11 protein-coding genes are annotated in these 21,655 nt (G+C 50.8%); 2 read left to right on the top strand and 9 right to left on the bottom strand.

All coding sequences use genetic code 11. The annotated features are described in order from the left end of the window. Window positions 1-10: 10 nt before the first annotated feature. The 9 genes from B156_RS0102795 to B156_RS0102755 form a co-directional block, all read right to left on the bottom strand. Entirely contained in the window at window positions 11-2,428 is a 2,418-nt protein-coding gene (locus tag B156_RS0102795) for an ABC transporter permease (RefSeq protein WP_018618099.1), read from the bottom strand. Window positions 2,429-2,860: 432 nt separating this feature from the next. After that, complete coding sequence (locus B156_RS0102790) at window positions 2,861-5,242, bottom strand: ABC transporter permease (RefSeq protein ID WP_026260553.1); 2,382 nt, start codon at window positions 5,240-5,242, stop codon at window positions 2,861-2,863. 112 nt (window positions 5,243-5,354) lie between these two features. Next, window positions 5,355-7,739, bottom strand: coding sequence for an FtsX-like permease family protein (locus B156_RS0102785; protein WP_018618097.1), 2,385 nt, complete (start codon window positions 7,737-7,739; stop codon window positions 5,355-5,357). 12 nt (window positions 7,740-7,751) lie between these two features. Further along, entirely contained in the window at window positions 7,752-10,172 is a 2,421-nt protein-coding gene (locus tag B156_RS0102780) for an ABC transporter permease (protein WP_018618096.1), read from the bottom strand. 12 nt (window positions 10,173-10,184) lie between these two features. After that, window positions 10,185-12,617, bottom strand: a complete 2,433-nt coding sequence (locus B156_RS0102775) for an ABC transporter permease (RefSeq protein WP_018618095.1) — start codon at window positions 12,615-12,617, stop codon at window positions 10,185-10,187. Window positions 12,618-12,678: 61 nt separating this feature from the next. Then, complete coding sequence (locus tag B156_RS0102770; protein WP_026260552.1) at window positions 12,679-15,066, bottom strand: ABC transporter permease; 2,388 nt, start codon at window positions 15,064-15,066, stop codon at window positions 12,679-12,681. 210 nt (window positions 15,067-15,276) lie between these two features. Further along, window positions 15,277-17,649, bottom strand: coding sequence for an ABC transporter permease (locus B156_RS0102765; RefSeq protein ID WP_018618093.1), 2,373 nt, complete (start codon window positions 17,647-17,649; stop codon window positions 15,277-15,279). Between the two features lie 492 nt (window positions 17,650-18,141). Next, the gene (gene fdhA / locus B156_RS0102760; RefSeq protein WP_018618092.1) at window positions 18,142-19,332 is read right to left on the bottom strand and encodes a formaldehyde dehydrogenase, glutathione-independent; all 1,191 of its coding nucleotides are present in this window, start codon (window positions 19,330-19,332) and stop codon (window positions 18,142-18,144) included. Window positions 19,333-19,419: 87 nt separating this feature from the next. Then, window positions 19,420-19,821, bottom strand: a complete 402-nt coding sequence (locus B156_RS0102755; protein WP_018618091.1) for a GlcG/HbpS family heme-binding protein — start codon at window positions 19,819-19,821, stop codon at window positions 19,420-19,422. A 185-nt stretch (window positions 19,822-20,006) separates the two neighbouring features. On the opposite strand from B156_RS0102755, the gene B156_RS0102750 reads away from it, so the two are divergent. Both B156_RS0102750 and B156_RS0102745 read left to right on the top strand, forming a co-directional pair. Then, on the top strand, window positions 20,007-20,936 hold the full coding sequence (locus tag B156_RS0102750; protein ID WP_018618090.1) for a helix-turn-helix domain-containing protein: 930 nt from the start codon (window positions 20,007-20,009) through the stop codon (window positions 20,934-20,936). A gap of 144 nt (window positions 20,937-21,080) precedes the next feature. Then, window positions 21,081-21,638 carry a sugar O-acetyltransferase gene (locus B156_RS0102745; protein WP_018618089.1) on the top strand — a complete coding sequence of 186 codons (558 nt, stop codon included), beginning with the start codon at window positions 21,081-21,083 and terminating at the stop codon, window positions 21,636-21,638. The last annotated feature ends 17 nt before the right edge of the window (window positions 21,639-21,655 follow it).

Genomic DNA, 21,655 nt, shown 5'->3' with positions numbered 1-21,655 from the left:
GTTGCAGGGTTTATTCGCTTCGTAAACTCTTAACCGGGTTCATCAACGCAGCTTTCACACTCTGGAAACTCACTGTCAGTAGGGCAATCAACATCGTCAGGCCACCCGCCAGCAGGAATACCCACCAGTGAATATCGGTGCGGTAGGCAAAATCATTCAGCCAGGTATGCATGGCGTACCAGGCTACGGGGGCGGCAATGACCAGGGCCACGAATACCAGCTTGACAAAATCCTTGGAAAACAGGGTTACTAAACTCATTTCCGATGCGCCCAGTACCTTGCGAATGCCGATTTCTTTGGTCCGTACTTCGGCCATGAACATGGATAACCCAAACAAACCCAGGCACGAAATCAGGATGGCGATGCCCGCAAAAATACTGAACAGCGTTTGCTGGGTTTGCTCGCGGGCATACAGCCGGTCGAACCGCTCGTCCAGAAACTGGTAGTTGAAAGGCTGCTCCGGGAAAAACCGTTTCCAGACCGCTTCAACCCGTTTCACACCCGCCGGAATATTGCCTTTGAGCGGAACCGACAGCCAGTTGAGCTGTCGGGGTGTCAGGACCATAGCCAGCGCAGCCATCTGCTGGTGCAGCGACTCGAAGTGGAAATCCTTCGTCACGCCAATAATCTGCCCCCTGGCAGGGCCATACTGAAACGGTTTACCAATGGCCTGTTCGGGTGTCCAGCCCAATAACCGCACGGCCGTTTCGTTCAGTACCACCATGGCCGTATCTGTCGGGTAGGCGCGGGAGAAATTCCGTCCGGCAGCCATACCGATCTGATACGTCGGGATGAAATCGTGGTCGACCCGCAGTGCCCGTAAGTTTATATTAACGGGGGCCATACTGTCCCCCGACATGGTGCGGGCGTTATACGAGTCGAGCAACCGGCCGGAGGGTATGCGCGACGACCGCCCCATATCCCGGACAATACCGGTTTGCACCAGTTGCTGCCGGAGGGTTTCGTAACTGGTGGTTGAGTCGCCCACATCGGACAGGAGCAGCATTTGTTCTTTCTGGTAGCCCAGCCGATAGTCCTGAATATACTTCATCTGGCTATACACCACGGCCGTACTGATAATGAGCACCATAGCAATAGAAAACTGGGTTACAACCAGCACCTGCCGCAGTTTACCCGTGCGCATGGCTGAGGCAATCTGCCCTTTCAGCACACCTAACGGCCGGAAAGAAGTCAGAAAAAATGCGGGATAGCTGCCTGCCACCAGGGCGGTCAGCAGCGTAACACCAACCAGAATACTCAGAAAAACCGGATTGAGCAGTTGGTTGATCGATAGCTCTTTATGGGTAAACTCATTCAACGCCGGTAGGCAGAGCATAACCAGCAGTAGGGCAATGCCAAGCGCAAAAAGAACCAGCAGCAGGGATTCGCTCAGGAACTGACCAATAAGTTGGGCGCGCAGGGCCCCTACAACCTTACGCATCCCAACCTCTTTGGCCCGCCCCGCCGAACGGGCTGTGGCTAAGTTCATGTAATTGATACAGGCAATCAGCAGGATGAACAGACCGATGGCCGAAAACAGGTAAATGTAGCTGATATCGCCGGTGGGCTCCACCTCCGAATCGGTGTGCGAACGCAGGTGAATATCCGTTAGTTTTTGCAGATTCAACACCGAGAACGTGGAAGCAGCACGCCCCTCCTGAGCCGGAACGTGCCGGTCCTGAAAGGCCGGGAAAGCCGCTTCCATCCGCTGGGGGTCGAACCCCGCTTTGGTTAGTATGTACGTGTTAAAGGAGTTATTACCCCAGTTGGTCCGCAGGCCTTCTGCCCCGTAAACACGGTTGTCGTTCAGGGTAGAGAACGAGATAAGGAAATTGGGGTGAAAATGCGCCTGCGTAGGCAACGGCTCAAACACACCCGTAACGGCCATGTCGAACTGGTTATTCAGTCGAACGGTTTTGCCGATGGCCGATTCGGCCGGTCCACCGGTACCGAAATACTTTTCGGCCATTGGCCGCGAGAGTAGAATAGCAAACGGATTAGCTAGTGCCAGATCGGGATTCCCGCTACTAAGCTTGATATCAAATACCTTAAACAAATTAGCTTCGGCAAAGTAGATATCCTGCTCATTGAACGAGTGTTCGCCGTAACGCACCAGGCCATTGTAGTTCAGCGTCCTGACCATCTGTTCTACCTCCGGAAAGTCCTGCTTAATCAGCGGTCCGAAGGGTGGTGCAGCCTGGGCCAGTTTCAGCGAAGGCGTTCCATCCGTAGAGAGGAATGTTCGGCCAACCCGGTAAATCCGGTCGGCGTTGGTGTTGTACCGGTCGTAGCTCAGTTCATCAGCTACGTAGAGCGCAATGAGCAGAAAACACGCCAGCCCAACGGCCACGCCCGTGATATTGATGAAACTAAATGTCTTGTGTTTACGCAGATTACGAATGGCGATAAGCAGGTAATTTCGTAGCATAAGACAACGATCGCTAAGGTGTTTTTAAACGTTGTCCAAATGCTGTACCAAAAAGATAACCTATTGATTATCAACTAAAAATAAGAAAAATTATTTTTAACCGTGTCCGCTAATGGACAGAAGGCGGACAGGTGCGGACAGGTGTAAAATGTCCATTCACTGAACACCACCCTTTTTGCGTCTCTTACCAATACAATGGGCACTTTGTTGTACAGCATCGCATTTTAATGCCGCTGATTTCAACCTTATCCGTGCAGAACCGGCCTTTCAAAAATACCTCGCCAGTTGGAATCGAACGTAGCTCATGCTTCCTGTTCTATTGGCCAGCCTGTACCATTTATCCGTCTTTTAAGGCCTCGACATAAGCCAAAATACGTTCGGAGCCAGTCCCTATTTTATCGAATTATCCATATCAGTGGTTTGCATCACCTATTATTCAGAACGCAACGATTTCACCGGGTTCATCAACGCGGCTTTGATGGCCTGAAAACTGACGGTCACGAGTATCATCAGGATAGACGACAACAAGGTTAGTATAAAAACACTGGCATCGATGGCTATCCGGTAGGGGTAATCCTGCAACCATTTTTCCATGGCATACCAGCCTAAAGGTGCCCCAATGGCAAAGGCAACCAGTAGAAGCTGAATGAAGTCTCTGGTCAATAGCCCTATAATACTGGTTACGGATGCGCCCAACGCTTTCCGAACGCCTATTTCCTTTGTGCGTTGCTGCGCCGTGTAAGCCGCCAGACCAAACAAGCCAAGGCAGGAAATAAATACGGTCAGCGCACTAAACAGGCCCGTTAATAAACCCGTACGCTGCTCATCGGCAAACTTAGCTTTGTAAGACTCATCCGCAAACGTGTATTCGAACGGATAAGCGGGGTTGTAGGTCCGGGCGATTTTTTCGGCAATTTCCAGATTCCGGGCCGTGGTATTAGCCGGATTCAACCGAATACTCACCCACGAAAGTGGAATCGACCCGCTGGGTCCACCAATAATAACCGGGTTTATTGACTCATAGGGTGAGGCAAAGATAAAGTCCTTCACTACGCCAACCACGTGCCAGTCATGGCTGTCGAAGTGGATGGTCGCACCAACCGGCTTTTCCAATTGCATCGTTTTAACGGCCGTTTCATTGAGTAATATGGCGGTGGAATCCGTTGGATACGTGCGTATGTCAATATCCCGCCCGGTAATCAGTTTTGTGCCGGTTGTTTTGGCAAAATTCGCATCGGCCCCAAACCGGTCGAACTCAATATCTTTATCCGCTTTTGTACTACCGGGCCACGAAAGCCCCCATTGCCGGGAATTAAGACTGGTAATCGGACCGAGTGATTTACTCATCGAAACGGCTGCACCAGCCTGAATCAATTCCCGTTGAAAGGCGTCGTAGTGCCTGTCCAACTCGCCCGATAGATTAGTGAACAGGAGATTGTTCTGGTCGTAGCCACTCGTCCGGTTTTGGGCGTAGTTTATTTGTTGCTTTATCACCAGCGTGGCTATGATCAGCACAATAGCAAAGGTGAACTGGGCAACCACCAATCCTTTTCGTAGGGAAAATACGGTACTTGCTGACCGGGGATTTCCTTTTACAACGGTGGCGGGTTGAAAATTCGCGAGGAAAAAAGCGGGATAGGTACCTGCCAGTAAACCCGTTAACAGAACAAACCCAATGGCAACAGCCCAAAATTGAATTGAGTCAATTTTTAGTGTCAACTGACTGTCTATCAACATATTGAAGGTTGGAATGCACAGGATAACAAGTAACAGGCCCAGCATTCCTGCCAAAAAAGCAAGCATAACAGACTCACTGATAAATTGAAAAACCAGCGATGATTTCTGGGCACCCGCTACCTTTCTGATGCCGACTTCTTTAGCGCGTTTTTCGCTTCGGGCGGTACTCAAATTAATGAAATTGACCGCAGCAATGAGCAGGATAAGAACCGCAATAACGCCGAACAATTGTACTGTAACAATACTCCCGCCGACAAGCTGACCGTTCTCCTGTTTTGAGTACAAGTGCCATTTACTGGCCGGATGGAGAAAAATATGCCGGTGTGATACATCATCAATCACCCCTTTGAGGTGTGCTGCCGTAACGCGCTTTATTTTCTCATTGACCGCAACAGGATTCGCCTGCTCGCTGAGTGAAACAAAAGTGTACTGATTATTGGAAATCCAGCCGTCAGAATCTCCGCCAGGTGTGGTATAATACGTCCAGGGTAATAGATAAGATATTCCGCTAAACTGCGTGTTAATGGGTAAGTTATCCAAAACACCCGTTACCGAAAAACTGTCTTTATTATCGAGCTGAATGGTTTTACCCAAGGCCTCTGTTGTGCCAAACAGTTTTTCTGCCAGCGCTTTTGTAATCACGATTCCATTGTTTCCGGCCAGGGCTTTTTCTGCGTTGCCAGCTATAAATGGAAAGTCAAATAATGTCAGAAAGGCCGGGTCGGCAAATGCTCCATCTACGTTTATTTTCTTATTATTTGCCGTCAGTAAATAGTTAACCGGGTGGTACCTGGATGCGTCTTCTATATCGGCATATTGTTGTTTTAGCTCCGGTGCCAGCGGCCTGGGTGTTGTGCCCCAAACCTGAGCAACGCCACTAAACGTATCCTGGTTATATACCTGAAACAGCCGGTCCGTTTTCGGGAAGAAACGGTCGTATCTCAGTTCGCTTTGTATCCACAGGAAAATGAGTGCCGAAGCGGCCATCCCCACCGCCAGTCCGGCAATATTGATAAAGGCATATCCTTTGGCTCTGGCCAGATTCCGAAAAGCGATTTTAAAATAATTCCGTAGCATGTCGGTCGTTGTTGGGTTTGGATAAGCTGATGGGTTTCGTTTGATAAATCGGGGCCGCACATAGGCCAGCACTTCCCGCCCGTGCGCTTCATGAGATTAGTTAGCTATTTCTTCACTCCGAACGCAACGATTTCACCGGGTTCATCAACGCGGCTTTGATGCTTTGGAAACTCACTGTTAACAAGGCGATACCAATTGCCAGCAAACCCGCCAGCGCAAAGACCCACCACTCGATGTCGACTTTGTATTGGAAGTTCTGTAGCCACTTGTTCATGGCGTACCAGGCAATGGGCGAGGCAATCACAATAGCAACCAACGCGAGCCGGACAAATTCCTGCCCAAACAACCACAGGATCGAGGGTACGCTGGCGCCCAGCACTTTCCGAACGCCAATCTCTTTGGTTTTCTGAGCGGCCATAAACGTTACTAAACCGAATAGTCCCAGGCAGCCAATGAAAATGGCGATTAGTGCAAAAACGGAAAGTAATGTCAGCATCAACTCATCCAGCGCGTAGAAATCGGCAATTCGTTCGTCCAGAAACTGGTATGCATAGATGGATTCGGGGAAGGTATCCGTCCAGATTTTTTCTAGCGCAGGCAGTGAACTCCGGGTTGAACTTAGGTTTATCCGTACGGCACAGGAAATATAAGCCCCGGCATTGGCCCGGATGCAGATAGGCGGAATTGTTTGCCGAAACGATCCATTATGAAAGTCTTTCATCACCCCCACAATGGGACCTTTTCGGCTACCTTTGCTGGTGTAAAGCATCTGGCCAACAGCCTCCTGGGGCGATTTCAGGTTCAGTGCTTTGAGAGCGGCTTCGTTCAAAATATACTCGTTGGTGGTATCCGAATGGATGATATTGCGACCTGCCAGCATGGTCAGTTTAAACGTTGGCACGTACTCCTCGTCGGCGTCTTTGGTGACGATCAGGAAATTCTCATCTTCGGCCCGGCTCCCAAAGCGCACCGTGGTGGAGTTGATACCCTGATCGGCGGGAGCCTGGTAACAGAACGACACGTTTTCGACACCCGGCAATTGCAGAAACCGAGATTTCAACGTACTCATCTTGGCATTGTCCTGAACCGGCAGAGGCATCATAATCACACCCTCTTTGGCAAAACCCAGATCAGCCTGTTTGGCATAGCGCATCTGGTTGGTGATGACTATGGTGCCAATAATAAGCAGCTGCGACAAGGCTAATTGACCTACCACCAGCACCCGCCGAAGCGGAAAACCACCAATATGCCGCTGCGCCAGCCGCCCACTTAAGGCCAACACAGGCCTGAAACCCGCCAGTACCAGACCGGGGTAAGCACCCGACAGGAACGTAACCAGTAATGCCGACAGTACCAGAAATAGGGCAAGAACTGGATCGTTAAGCAGATTGATCGACAATTGGGTTTGCAGTAATTGACTTAGCAAAGGCAGTGTCAGCCAGGCAGTAATCAGGGCAAGCAGCGTGGCCAATCCACTTATTAGACTTGTTTCGGCCATAAACTGCCAGAAAAGCTGTACCGGCCTGCTTCCCAGCACTTTCCGAACGCCAATTTCCTTGGCCCGCTTGAGTGCCTGCGCCGTAGCGAGGTTGATGAAATTGACACAGGCCACCACAATCAGCAGCAACCCGATCAGCGCCAGCACCCATAGATTCGTTTTGTTGATACGTCCGCTGTAGTTCGTGTTGAGGTGAATATCAGCAAGGGGCTGTAGCTTGAGTACGTTGTTTATATTACTGTCGTCGGTCACGTACTTTTTCATGACGCTGGCCAGCGCACTTTCTGCCGTTTGTACGGTGGTAGCTGGTTTCAGCAGGGTAAACACCTGCATGGCTCCCGAATAATTACCCCAGTTCTGTTCGTTGAAGTACTCATCGTACTGCTTCGCGTTTGCAAACGACAGGTAGATCTCTTCTCGACGATCCGTATTGGCAGGCATGTTTTTGAGCACGCCCGTTACAGTAAAATCCATCCGGTTATCGAATCGAAACCTTTTGCCCATCGGGTTAGCCGCACCGAAAAACCTCTGAGCCATTCGTTCCGTCAGTACCGCCGTGTTGGGCGTATTCAGCGCCGTTTGGGCATTACCCTGCAACAAGGGGAAATCGAGAATGGAAAAAAAATCACTTTCGGCGAATACAATGTCTGATCGGTATTTGTCGATTTTCCCGTTGGTAGGCACAGTAAGCACAACCCCGTTGACGGACAGGACACGAGCCGTTTTTTCGGCAAACGTTTGTTCTTCACGGATCACCCGGCCCAGGGGCGAGTACACCCCCGACGAGTAATCGACTCCTTCATGGTGCGCTTCCATCACCACCCGATAAATTCGGTCGGCATTGGTATGGAACCGATCAACGCTGTAGTGGTAATTAACAAGTGTAAAAATGAGAATGCCACAGGTCAGGCTCAGAGCCAGCCCCAACACATTGATCGATGCGTATGCCTTGTTGCGAACCAGATTTCGCCAGGCGATTTTTATATAGTTTCTGAACATGATTATCGGGGTTTATTCGGAACGCAACGATTTCACCGGATTCATCAGCGCGGCTTTCACACTCTGGAAGCTTACCGTTAGCAGGGCAATGCCCACCGCCAGCAAACCCGCCAGGGCAAATACCCACCAGGCAATCGTGATTTTATAGGCGAAGTCCTGCAGCCATTTATCCATAGCGTACCAGGCAATCGGCGAGGCAATGACAATGGCGATTAAGACGAGTTTCAGGAAGTCTTTCGATAACAGCGTGGCAATGCTGAACACACTCGCGCCGAGCACTTTGCGCACCCCAATTTCTTTAGTGCGGGCTTCGGCGGTAAAGGTGGCTAAGCCAAACAGGCCGATACCGCAAAGTAAGATGGACAACCCCGCCGTGTATTGAATAATCTGCTGCCAACGGCGGTCGTTTTGATACAAACTTTCCGTATCACTACTCAAAAAACTGTACCGGAAGTTGAAATTGGGAAACTGCTTACGGAAAACTCGTTGTAAAATGGCAAGCGTTTGTAGTTGCTTGCCTGGTTCGTATTTGATCCAAACTAAGCTGGCCGGTTTCAAGGTCAGAATTTGCGGTTGAATAGGGTATCGAAGTGAACCGTAATGATAATCTTTTACCACACCGATCACCGCCAAGTGCTGGTTATCACCCACCCAGTTTTCAATAAAACGCTGGCCAATAGGGTTGCTCCAACCTGCTGCTTTTACAAACGCTTCATTGACAAGAACTGAAGTGGCTGAGTCACTACCGAATGCCGCCGAGAAATTTCTTCCCTGCCGAAGTTTGAGATTCAACACTGGTAAAAATTCGTCATCCATCCGGGTGGATACATACCGAACTTCCCGACCATTTATGATCGTTGGACGCTCGCTCATAACGGGTATACTATTATCCGAAGCTGCCGCTACCCGCCTGATGACCGGATGACGCAGAAGTTCCTGACGAAAGCGTTGAATCAGCGTTGTTGTGCTTTGCTTATCGGGTATCTCGAGCCGAATAATGGATGTCGGGTCATACCCTAAATCCTTGTGCACCATTAAGTTCATCTGTTGGTTGTAGACCAGCGTTGCCACGATCAGACCAACCGCAAGCACAAACTGAACAACCGTCAGGCTTCTGCCCAGTCTGTCTCGTTGACTCACCTGTTGCCGACCGTAGAGCACCTGGATAGGATTGGTTATTGACACTGTTATTGCCGGATACAAACCCGTAAGTAGTACGCATCCTAACAGGATGCCAATACCCGAGAGGATCAGCATCGCATCGGTCAGGAAAGAAAACGGTAGTTGCTTGGCGGCTAATTGATTGAAGACAGGAAGGGTGATTACGCTGAGTAAAATCGCTAACCCGAACGCGAGTACGCAGAGCAGCGCGGATTCAGTCATAAACTGGCTGATGACTTGCGCCCGACTACTGCCAACAACTTTGCGCACTCCAATTTCTTTAGCTCGTTTGAGCGCACCGGCCAGGCTGAGGTTGATAAAGTTGACGCAGACGATAACCAGAATAAACGCCATAATACTCAGCAACACATACGAGTAGGTGCGTGTACTGCCGCCCGACAAGCCATGCTCAATGCTGCCACCTTTCTCCGCGTCCAGACCAGCGACGTTCAAGTGTAGGTCGGTAATGGGTTGCAAACCAAAACGCAGTTGTGGCTGCTGCCCTTCCTGTTTCTGGGCTTCCCGTAACTGCTCATGCGCGTTGGCTTGGAAAACGGTCAGAAATTTTGCTTCAACTGTCTGCGTATTCGCCGTCGGATGCAGAAGCAAAAAGGTACTTAGGTATTGATTTAACCAGTTTGAATCGTTGAAGCTCTGTTGAAGTTTCTGAAATGGCAGCAGCAGTTCAAACTGAATTGATGCGTTTATTGGCAGTGTTTTTGTGACCGCCGTGACTACAAACGATTCGAGATGGTCACCATCTTCTAAGTTTAGCAGCTTACCCACAACGTCCGTTTTGCCGAAAAATTTACGAGCCGTTTGTTCCGTCAGGACGATAGAGTTCGGGCTATCAAGAGCCGTCCGCCAGTCGCCATGTATCAACGGATACGTGAAAAGCCGAAAAAAATGTGGATCAGCAAATAATCCCTGTAAGCCCAGGGCTTTATGCTCACCGATTACGTTAAAATTGACGCCCAGAATACGGACATAGTCCAGCACTTCAGGTAAAGCCGCTTTGAAAGTCGGCCCTTGCACCTGTCCTGATGAGCCACGCTGTTGTTGAACACCATCTTTGTTAATAACTGTGGTGGTGAGCCGGTATAACTGCGGTGTTTTCTCGTGAAATTGATCATAATTATGTTCGTCGCGTACAAACAAGAGCACCAGCAAAGCACTGGCCATACCAACGGCCAACCCGCCGATGTTAATGGCTGAGTGGACTTTGTTTCGGAGCAGGTTCCGAAAGGCGATTTTGAGATAATTACGGAGCATGCTTGTCAGGATTTATTCAGAACGAAGCGATTTTACCGGGTTCATCAACGCAGTGGCAATCGTTTTGCTGCTGATGGATACCAGGACCAGCACCAGTACTAACAGGGCGGGCAAGGCAAAAAGCCACCAGCTTAGTTCGATGCGGGCCGCGTAGTTGGCCAGCCAGTTCCTGACAATGAAGTAGGTGATGGGCAGGCCGATCAGGATGGAGAGCAGAACGGTTCGCAGGAAGTCTTTCGAGAGCAAAAGCATCAGGTTGGTCGTGCTGGCCCCAATCACTTTGCGAATACCGATTTCCTTCGTTCGCTTCGAAACGGTGAAAGTGGCCAGACCGAACAGGCCCAGGCAGGAGATGAGAATAGCGAAGGCGGTCAGGGCCCCAAACACCTGCTGAAAGCGGTCGTCGGCTTTGTACTGTTTGTCGTATTCACTGTCCATGAAGAAATAGCTGAACGGCGAAAGGGGGAAGCTGGCCTCATATACCTTCTTCAGGGTTGCGAGTTGGTCGCTGGGGCTGGGGTTGCCCCCCGCAAATTTGACACTAGCAAAGGAGGTAAAATCGGGTGCGTACAGGTGAATGATAGGAATGTAGGCCGCCTTCGGTGATTCGTAGTGGTAGTTATTGACAACGCCCCGAATCGTTGCCTGATGCCCCCAGAGGTCCACCCGTTTGCCAATGGCCTCAGCGGGTGTAGGAATACCCCAGAGTCGGAGCGTTTCTTCGTTGACGATGAGTTGTCGGTTGGTCGTATCCGCAAAGCCCGGCCGGGTCGTCGCATCGAAATTTTTGCCCGCCAGCAGTTTGATCCCCATCAGGTCGATAAACGAGGTGTCAATCCGGGTCAGGTAATAATTATACGAGGTTTTCTTCGCGGCATCCGACAGATTAATACCCGTGGTTGACCCCATCTGGGTCGAGCCCAGGCCTGGTACGGTGCCGGACAGCGATACCGCTTTCACCTGTGCCTGATTGAGCAGCATTTGACGAAACGCCCCGTAATCCTGCTGAGCATCGCTTCCCACTGGCGCTTTCACAACCAGGGTGTGATCGATACTTACGCCCAGATTCTGCTCCCGTAAAAAGTTGACCTGCCGATACACGGCGAAGGTTTGCACCAGCAGAATCAGGGTGATGGTGAATTGAAAAACCACCAGCGACTTCCGCAGCAGGGTGCCTTTGACCGAGCGTGAGAAATTGCCTTTGAGTACCACGACCGGATCGAAGGAGGACAGAACGAAAGCCGGATATAACCCTGACATACAGATACTTAATATCAAAAACAACCCCAGACTTTCCCAGAAAAAGGCGTCCTGAAACACGGTAAACCCTTCAGGCAAGCCAGCCATCCCGACAAACACCGACCGCAGGGCCGCTACCAGGCTTACCGCCAGCCCCCCGGCAACGATGTTGATCAGAATAGTTTCCGTAAAAATCTGCATTCTAATCTGGTTCTGGGTAGAGCCAACGACCTTTCTCATGCCGATTTCCCGCGCCCTGTCGAGCGCTTTGGCTGTGGTCAGATTCACGTAGTTGACAAAGGCACTCAGCAGGACCAGAAACGCCACGCCCAGCAGAAAGTACACCGACCGCGCTTCGCCGTTAGGTTCGGTTTCAAAGGTTTTGTGAGAATACAGGTGGATGTCGCCGATTTTCTGACCGATTACCCGCTCGCTTGTCATCTTTTTTTCGCCAATCAATCGGTCACTGAAGGCCGCCAGCGACCTGGTAAAGCTTTCATAACTTGCCTTTTCGGCTAACTGCACATAGGTGTAGGTATTGTTGTTGTTCCAGTTGTCTTCCCATTCGCCAAAGTCCGACAGCATGGTTGGATAGGAGATCAGCATGTCGAATTTCAGATGGGTATTGGCCGGACTGTCTGGCACCACGCCCACGACTTCAAACAGGACGCTGCCTTCCCGCTTGGGAATTTTCAGGGTTTTGCCCAGCACATCGAGCGTTTTGAAGTAAGTCAACGCCGTCTTTTTCGTCAGCACTACCTGCCGGGGTCTGGTAAAGAGATCGTTGCGAGCTCCCCATAGAAGCGGGTAGCTGAACATGGAGAAGAAGGACGAATCGACCGCATAGACGCTATTCATCAGATAATAGGCATCGTCAATCTGAACGGTCACGGTTGGCCTGCGTAAGGGATAGACGCGGGTATAATTGACCACCTCGTTCATTTCCCGAATGGCTTTCGGCCCTGCCGGGGGATACATTTCGGCATCCTGCGCATCCACTGTACCCCCGTTCATATAGTCCGTAGTGAGTCGCACGATCCGGTCTGCCAGTGGGTATGAGTTTTCGTAACTCAACTCGAAGCGCACATACTGGATAATAAGTAGTGCCACCGCCAGGCCGGCAGCCAGCCCCACCAGATTGATGAGCGTGAAGGTGGTATCCTTCCGGAAGGTTCGCAGGGCGATTTTGAGGTAGTTTGTGAGCATAGTTGTAAGGAGTTTGGGGCTTAGAGCTTAAGGTAGTTAACCCCGTGCCCCCGGCCCCACGCTATTCAGAACGAAGCGACTTTACCGGGTTCATCAACGCGGCTTTGATACTTTGGAAACTCACCGTCAGCAGAGCAATTCCCACTGCCAGCAGACCCGCCAGCGCAAACACCCACCAACTTAGGTCCACATGGTAAGCGAAGTTTTGCAGCCACTGTCCGGTAAAGTACCAGGCGAGCGGTAAACCAAGGACAATGGCAATCAGGACCAGTTTCAGAAAATCTTTGGACAGCAGGGTAACCACACTTCCAACCGACGCACCCAGTACTTTCCGTACGCCAATTTCCTTGGTACGGGCTTCGGCGGCAAAAGCAGCCAACCCAAACAACCCCAGGCAGGCAATCAACACCGCCAGAATGGTAAAGGCAAGCAACACGTAGCCTTGCTTTTGCTCAGCCTGGTACTGCTTCGAAAAGTTCTGGTCCAGAAAGTGGAAGGTGGGCGTTGATGCGGCATCGAATGTGTGGTAAACCTCGCTTATGTAGGCCAGAGCTTCGGTAGTTTTTTCGGGGCGGATGCGTACGTAAAGATTATCCTTTTCCGCTGGTGCGGGCATCTGCAACACCAGCGGCTCAATTTTGTGCTGGAGGGAGTAAGTATGAAAATCGGCAACGACACCAATTACCTGCGCTTCGGCGGTCTCCTCTTTACCCACAAAGTACTTGACTCGTTTGCCAATGGGGTGCTGCCAGCCCATCTTTTTCACCAGCGCTTCGTTGACCAGTACAGCTTTCGTGGAATCGGTGGGGAACGAATCCGAAAAGTTGCGACCCTGAAGGAGTTTAATCTCCATAGTGGTCAGAAAGTCAGCATCCACAGCGAATCTCTGAACGACCTGTGTGGTTGTTGGTATGATGCCATTCTGCTCAAAAAACAGCCCGTTGGTACCAATGTTGTTATTACCGATGGGGTTAGTAGCTGCCGATGCCGCTTCGATAAGGGGACTTTGGGCTAGCTCGGCTTTCAGGGCCATTACCTGCTGGCGCGATTCATTATTGTTGAGATGAAACGTGAGCACCTGGTCTTTGTTGAACCCGAGGTCTTTACGTTGCACGTATCGCATCTGCCGGTAAATCGTGGCCGAGCAGGCGATCAGGGCCACAGCGGCCGCAAATTGAAATACCACCAGCGATTGACGAAACCGAACTTTTCCTGACTGACTGCCCATCTGACCTTTCAGGGCAGCAACCGGCCGAAAGCCCGATAGAACCAGCGCCGGATACAGGCCACTGCCCACGCCCAGCAGTACCACAAACCCAACACCCAGACCTACCGTCACGACCGGGCCGTATTGCATGATGCGCAGTGACCGGCCCGCCAGTTCATTGAACCACGGTAACAGCCCATTGGCCAGCAAGATAGCCAGTGTACAGGCTAGTACGGCCATTAACAGGGATTCGGTCAGAAACTGCCCGACGAGCTGAGTTCTTCGGGAACCAATGGCTTTGCGGACGCCTACCTCACGAGTCCGGGTAATGGACCGGGCTGTATACAGGTTCACGTAATTGATACCGGCAATAAACAGCACCAGGGCGGCTATGATGGCAAAGATGGCCACCGTTTTAGCATCGCCATTCGGGCTGATTTCGTAGTCAAGGTGCGAGTGCAGGTGAATGGATGTGAGGGGCTGAAGCTCTATCCGGTAGGTTAGTTCACCCATTGCCTTTTTGAGGTATTTCGTATAGAATCCAGTCAATTTAGCTTCCAGCGCCTTGTAATCGCTGCCTTTGTTCAGCAGCAGGTAGGTGTACAAACTGAAGTTTTGCCAGTCGGCAGTATAGTTTGCGGGCAACGACCGCAGGGCGCTGAATTGCAGGTGCGAATTGGCAGGTACATCAGCAATAACGCCGGTTACCGTATTGACAAAATGATTGCTGAACTCAACGGGTTGCCCTACCGCTTTAGCTGCGTTGCCAAACAGTTTTTCGGCCAGTGTTTTAGTCAGTACGATGCTTGCCGGCCGGGCCAGGGCCGTAGATGGGTTGCCGAACAGAAATGGAAACGTGAACACCTCAAACACCGTTTTATCGGTGAAAAAGATGTCATCGGCCTCTATCTTCTTGTCTTGATGGGTAATGACTCCCCCCCCCTCAACAGCGATACGGACCGTCTTCTCAACGTCTGGATAATCGTTTTTAAGGGCCGCTGCAAACGGGGCCGACGTGGGTGCCAGCTTCATATCGACACCGGGCCAGCTGGCGTAATGAACTACCCGAACAATCCGGTCGGCATTGGCGTGGAACCGGTCGTAGCTCCGTTCATAGGCAACGTATAGCCCCATGAGTGCCACCGAAGCCATACCAACGCCCATGCCCACGATATTCAGAGAACTAAAGAGCCGGTTCTTCCACAGGTTCCGGAGGGCGATTTTCAGGTAATTTCGTAGCATGGTCATGAGCGTATTAAAGCAGTTGTATACGATTTGTCGTATTGTTGCTTCGTTTCTGGTAATGCCCAAATGCCGTACCAACTAATTAGCGCACTGATAGTCAGTAGGTAATACGTAGCTAGATTAGTATACTGTCCGCAAACGGACGGTTTGGCTGACCGTTTGCGGACAATAGGCTTGTAGAGAAAAATCCGGCAGTGCGTTGCGTCGCTACTCGGAGCGAAGGGATTTGACGGGGTTCATCAGGGCGGCTTTGATGCTCTGGAAACTCACCGTCAGCAGGGCTATAGTTATCGCCAGTAAACCCGCTAAAGCAAACACCCACCACTCCATGGTAATCTTGTACTCGAAATTCTGTAGCCACCGGCTCATGGCCCACCAAGCCAGCGGTGAGGCAATGGTGATGGCAATCAATACGAGCTTGACAAAGTCCTTCGACAGCAGCGTGACAATGCTGCCGACGCTGGCTCCCAGTACTTTCCGTACGCCGATTTCTTTCGTGCGTTGCTCAGCGGTGAAGGCAGCCAAACCGAATAAGCCCAGACAGGAGATAAAAATGGCCAGACAGGCAAAATAATTGGCCAAACTGCCAATCACAGTTTCGCTCTTGTACAGGTTGGTGTACTCTTCGTCCGCAAACTGGTAAGTGAACGGGAACTGCGGGTTCAACTGTTTGCAGAGCACTTCCAAACTGGCCAGCGCCTGCTTCGTTTGGTCGGGTTGCGTGCTGATCAGAATCGTTTTATCGTTATCTGTCTTGGCATCGTACCGAAGAATGAGCGGCTGAATGTGTTCGTGTAACGATTGAAAATGGAAGTCTTTCATCACGCCGATGATCTTACCCGGCTTGTCCCACATCGTCAGCGATTGGCCAACGGGATCTTGGTAGCCGATGCGTCTGGCGGCTGATTCGTTGATAATGTAATTGGTTGAATCAGTACTGAATACCTTTGAAAATTCGCGACCGTGTAGATTGATTTTTAGCGTTTTGATTAAATCGTAGCCTACGCCGGTTTGTGCAAATTCAACGAACGTGTTCGGATCTTTGCCGGGCCACGTGACTCCGCCCGTACTACTACCAATCCCGGTTGGAAACTCATCCATGTACGATACACTCTGAACGCTCGGCAGTTGCTGCGCTTGTTCTTTGAACGTCTGAAAGTTTTTGCCCAGATTCCCTTCAGCAGCAACATAAATGAGGTTCTCTTGCTCGTAACCTAAGTTCTTGTTCAGTAGGAGGTTAATTTGCCGGTAGATTACAATAGTACCTATGATCATGAGCATTGATAGCACAAATTGGAACACCACCAAACCTTGCCGAAACAGTCGTGCGCCAACCCCAAACTTTAAGGCGCCTTTCAACACGCGCACGGGCTCAAGCGACGACAGGAATAAGGCCGGGTAACTACCTGCAAAAAGACCCGTTACTAGAGTAATGCCCAGAAGCACGAACCAAAACGATCCCTGCGTAATTTCTAGACTTACGTGTTTGCCAGTTAGCGTGTTAAAGTTGGGTAATACGCCGGAAATCAAAATCAGGGCGACTACCAAGGCCAAAGCCGTGAGCAGTAACGCTTCACCCATAAACTGGCCTATGAGTAAGCTTCGAACAGCTCCGATGACTTTACGAACGCCTACCTCGCGCGCCCGCTTAACCGATCGTGCCGTAGCCAGATTCATGAAGTTGATACAGGCAATGAGCAGGATAAATACTGCCACAATCATGAACAGGCGAACGTACTCAATCCGGCCACCGTCCTGTTGGCCACTGGTAAACTTGGCGTACAGATAAGCATCCTCAAAAGGGTGCAGAAACAGTTGAATGTCGAAGTTGGCGTTGAGGCCTTTGTTGTACTTTTTCAGAAAAGGCTCCAGCTTAGCGTTTACCTTGGCCACGTCTGCGTCTGGCCGTAACTGAATCCGCGTTTGGGGGCCGTTATTACCCCAGTCTTTCATCCAAGAGTGATGCGCAAAGCCATCTTTCCAGTTTAGGAGAAAGTCATACTTTTCAGAAGAGGCATCCGGCAGGTTCTCAAACACGGCCGTCACCTGATAATCCTTGGCGTTCTCGATCCGAATTGACTTGCCAATTGCCGTGGCCGGGCTACCGAAATAAGTTTCGGCCAACTTGCGGGAGATGGCCACGCTGATGGGCGAGTTGAGCGCCGTTTCGGGTGTACCGGCCAGGAGCGGAATGCTAAACATTTTGAACCAGTCGGCACCAGCCCAGTGTCCAACTTCCTTGTTGGTGTTATTACCAACGGCAAACACCAGGCGAGCGTCCCAAGGCGTAAAACCGGCCGCGTGCACCACTTCTGGAAACTCCTTCTTCAATGCATCCGGCAGCACACCGGGCGTTTTCCAACCGGCTTCTACTTTCCCGTCCGAGAACTTGCGCTCCATGACGTAATACAAGTTAGGGCCGTTCGTGTGAAATCTATCAATGCCCAATTCATCCTGAATCCACAAGAAGATAAGTAGGCTACAGGCCATGCCAAGCGCCAAGCCCAGAATGTTGATCAGCGAAAAGGTCTTGTTACGGATTAGATTCCGCCAGGCGATTTTAAAATAGTTGCTGAGCATGGTTTTGAACGTACTACAGTTGACATATACGATAAATTGTATCGTCTATTCAGTTTCTGGGTAATGTTCAAATGCTGTACCAACTAATTAGTGCTCTGGTAATCAGTAGGTGATATTTAATTAAATTAGTGTACTGTCCGCAAACGGACGGTTTGGCTGACCGTTTGCGGACAATAGGTTTGTCGAGATAAGTCTGGCAGTGCGTTGCGTCGCTACTCGGAGCGGAGGGATTTGACGGGGTTCATCAGGGCGGCTTTCACGCTCTGGTAGCTGACAGTGGCTATTGTGATGAGCAGGGCACCAATTCAGTCAGCAGGAAAGCCGAATATTTGATGACAGCCTGTTTTTTATCAGGTTTTCAAGACGGCTTTACCCTGTCATTTTTCCACCTGATTTAGGCTCATATCACTAGCTCAGACAGTTTAAAAAAACGGTACAGAAACGTGTAGCGAATCTGTACCGTTTGAACCGTGTATAGACCGTGAGCCAGTCTTAATTCATAATTAACCCGTGTGGGTCGATTACAAATTTCTTGGCGGCTCCTTTGTCGAAATCCTGGTACCCTTTCGGGGCTTTATCCAGGCTGATAACTTCCACGTTTACGGCTTTGGCAATCTGTATTTTGTCGTACAGAATCGCATTCATCAACTGGCGGTGATATTTCATTACCGGACACTGACCCGTGTAGAATGAGTGTGATTTGGCCCAGCCCAAGCCGATGCGAATGGACAGATTTCCTTCTTTGGCGGCCTCTGTAGACGCACCCGGATCGCCGGTCACGTACAGGCCCGGAATGCCAATGGCACCACCCGCCCGCGTTACAGTCATAGCCGCATTCAGCACGGTGGCCGGTTGTTCGGTACCGGAATCGGCCCCGTGGCCACGGGCCTCAAAGCCCACGCAGTCTACCGCGCAGTCCACTTCGGGAACGCCAATAATTTCAGCTATCTGATCGGCCAGCGGGGTATCCTTACGCAGGTCAATCACTTCGCAGCCAAAGCTTTTGGCCTGTTCGAGCCGTTCCGGAATCATGTCGCCCACGATAACGACGGCGGCACCCAGCAAATGGCAGGATGCCGCGCAGGCCAGACCAACCGGACCGGCTCCGGCCACATAGACAATGGACCCCGGACCAACTCCCGCCGTAACGGCTCCGTGGTAACCCGTCGGAAAAATGTCGGATAGCAGCGTCAGGTCCCTTATTTTGGCCATTGCCTGATCTTTATCCGGAAACTTCAGCAGGTTAAAATCAGCGTAAGGTACCATTACGTACTCTGCCTGCCCACCAACCCAGCCACCCATATCGACGTAGCCGTACGCGGCACCGGGCCGGGCGGGATTAACATTCAGGCAAATACCGGTCTGGCCAACCTTACAATTCCGGCATCGTCCGCAGGCAATATTAAAGGGCACCGAAACCAGATCGCCTTCGTTGATGAATTCCACGTCGCGCCCGGCTTCAATGACCAGTCCGGTTATTTCGTGGCCCAGCACCAGCCCTTCAGGTGCCGTTGTCCGCCCCCGAACCATGTGCTGATCACTACCACAGATGTTGGTCGCCACAATTTGCAGGATAACGCCGTGATGGCATTTACGGTCGCCAATGGCCAGCTTGGGGTAGTCGATGGACTGTACTTCAACGATACCGGGTTTTATGTACGCTACTCCATGATTTTGACACATAGTTTTAGGGAGTTTAGACAAATGATTCAATGAGTTGATTAGCCAACTCCTGACCAATCAACTCACTAACGGGTGCTATCAAATTAACTAGCGAAGGGCATCGACACCCGCCTGCGCTACGGTATGGTCGTTTTCGACCGTGCTTCCCGATACGCCAATGGCACCGATGATGTCACCCGATGCATTCTTTATCGGGATACCACCTGGAAAAGTAATCAGCCCGCCGTTAGAATGTTCGATGTTGAACAATGGACCGCCGGGTTGGGACAATTTGCCGATTTCGCCCGTTGGCATGTCAAAGTAACGGGCCGTGCGCGCCTTCTTCTGGGCGATATCCAGCGAGCCTAACCAGGCCCCATCCATGCGGGCAAAAGCCACTAGGTTAGCGCCGGCGTCGACGATGGCGATATTCATCAGGGTATCAATGTCAGCCGCTTTGGTTTTGGCCGCCTGTACAGCCGTTTCGGCTTGTTTCAATGTAATGCTCATGCGTTTTTTGGTAAGGTGTTCGTTAAACTAGACCCTTGCGTTGAGTCTCTGAGCAAAACTAAGGAATGTAAAGCGGCTGTATTTGCACAATAGTACTAAGAAATACTACGATTGTCCAACTTTGCCAAATGGGTCAGTAATCACCACGGTCAGATTGCTTTTTATAGAGAGTAATTGATAAACTAATGAGCAACGGCTATCCCTTACAGGGTATCAACTTATCCGACACGCGGGAACTGAACTCACTGGTTGAGCATCGGCGGGTATTTACCTTAAACCACTGTGAATTAAATATTTTTGAGACGTACCAGCAGTGCTCCGATGTCGTATTGTCCTACGATGGACTGGTTGTTACCAGTATGCTGCGGGGAAAAAAGGTGATGCATCTTTCCGAGAGCCCTGGTTTCGACTTTCTGCCCGGCGAAACCGTCATTCTGCCCGAAGGCATATCCATGAAAGTAGACTTCCCGGAGGCCGACGAACGGCATCCGGTTCAATGCGCGACCATTGCCCTGAACTGGTCTGTGGTAACCGGTATGCTGGATTTTCTGAACGAAACGTATCCCCGTCAGGCGGATGGTTCGGACGAATGGGCGCTAAATTTCAATCAGTATCATTTTTACAATAACCGGGAACTGGCCAACGTCATGAACAAGCTGATCAGCATCAGCATGGAGGATAATCTGGCTAAGGATGCCCTGGCCGACCTGACGCTCAAATCGTTGCTGATTCGGGTGATTCAAACTCAGAACATGGCTTTGGCAGAAGATGGCCTGCCAATAAATAATCGGTTTGCAGCGGTGGTTGAGTACATCAGAGAACACCTGACGGAAAAGATCGGTATTGACACCCTTTGCCGGAAAGCGTGCATGAGCAAATCCGGTTTTTTTCGTTCTTTCAAAGAAACCTTCGGCCTGTCGCCGATGGAGTTTGTAATCCGGGAACGGATTAACCTGGCGAAACGACTGTTAATGAATCCGGCGGCTACAGTTAGTGATGTGTGCTATCAGGCAGGCTTCAATAACCTGCCTTATTTCTCCCGTCTGTTCAAGATGCTGGAAGGTGTAACGCCAACAACCTATCGCCAGCAGCGTGTGGGGTTTAGGCTGGAGTAGCACCCGGTTAGTTTTTAGCTTTACTATCGGGCTTTGTGTTTTGGCACCGTGTAAATACAGGTTCCGGCAAGAGAAAAGACGATAAATCACCCCGTAAGCGCAACCTCAATCAGGCACTCAACTATTTACCCTAACGAATGGTGTATGAAAACAGAACTGGAAAAAATGCTCAATGGTGACCTCTATGATGCCAGCGACGCTACTCTGGTAACCATGCGTTTCGACGCACGCAAGCTATTCGCCGATTATAACCGAACGGACCCCGATGCGGAAATCCTCCGCCGGACTATTCTTAACCAGCTATTAGGCGACGCCGGTAAAAACCTGAATATTCAGCCTCCGTTTTACTGCGATTACGGCACCTACATTTCCATCGGCGACAATGGATTTGTCAACTTCAACTGCATTTTTCTGGATTGCGCCCGTATTACCATCGGCACCAATTTTCAGTGTGCGCCCAACGTGCAGCTTTATACGGCCTATCACCCCGTTATTGCGTCGGAGCGCGACAAAGGCCCCGAACTGGCTGCCCCCATCACCATCGGCAACAGCGTCTGGCTGGGCGGTGGTGTCATTGTTTGTCCCGGCGTTACCATCGGCGACAATACCACCATCGGCGCAGGCAGCGTGGTGACGAAAGATGTGCCTGCCAACGTCTTTGCAGCGGGCAATCCCTGCCGGGTCATTCGGACGTTGGCATAGTTTTTCGTGGCGTAGCT

The organism is Spirosoma luteum DSM 19990 (genome assembly GCF_000374065.1).
Classification (GTDB): domain Bacteria; phylum Bacteroidota; class Bacteroidia; order Cytophagales; family Spirosomataceae; genus Spirosoma; species Spirosoma luteum.
This window is presented reverse-complemented; position numbering and strand designations above follow the sequence as displayed.

Coding starts and splice junctions, on each gene's coding strand:
- B156_RS0102795 (WP_018618099.1), bottom strand. CDS start 2,428: ATGCTACGAAATTACCTGCTTATCGCCATTCGTAATCTGCGTAAACAC.
- B156_RS0102790 (WP_026260553.1), bottom strand. CDS start 5,242: ATGCTACGGAATTATTTTAAAATCGCTTTTCGGAATCTGGCCAGAGCC.
- B156_RS0102785 (WP_018618097.1), bottom strand. CDS start 7,739: ATGTTCAGAAACTATATAAAAATCGCCTGGCGAAATCTGGTTCGCAAC.
- B156_RS0102780 (WP_018618096.1), bottom strand. CDS start 10,172: ATGCTCCGTAATTATCTCAAAATCGCCTTTCGGAACCTGCTCCGAAAC.
- B156_RS0102775 (WP_018618095.1), bottom strand. CDS start 12,617: ATGCTCACAAACTACCTCAAAATCGCCCTGCGAACCTTCCGGAAGGAT.
- B156_RS0102770 (WP_026260552.1), bottom strand. CDS start 15,066: ATGCTACGAAATTACCTGAAAATCGCCCTCCGGAACCTGTGGAAGAAC.
- B156_RS0102765 (WP_018618093.1), bottom strand. CDS start 17,649: ATGCTCAGCAACTATTTTAAAATCGCCTGGCGGAATCTAATCCGTAAC.
- fdhA (WP_018618092.1), bottom strand. CDS start 19,332: ATGTGTCAAAATCATGGAGTAGCGTACATAAAACCCGGTATCGTTGAA.
- B156_RS0102755 (WP_018618091.1), bottom strand. CDS start 19,821: ATGAGCATTACATTGAAACAAGCCGAAACGGCTGTACAGGCGGCCAAA.
- B156_RS0102750 (WP_018618090.1), top strand. CDS start 20,007: ATGAGCAACGGCTATCCCTTACAGGGTATCAACTTATCCGACACGCGG.
- B156_RS0102745 (WP_018618089.1), top strand. CDS start 21,081: ATGAAAACAGAACTGGAAAAAATGCTCAATGGTGACCTCTATGATGCC.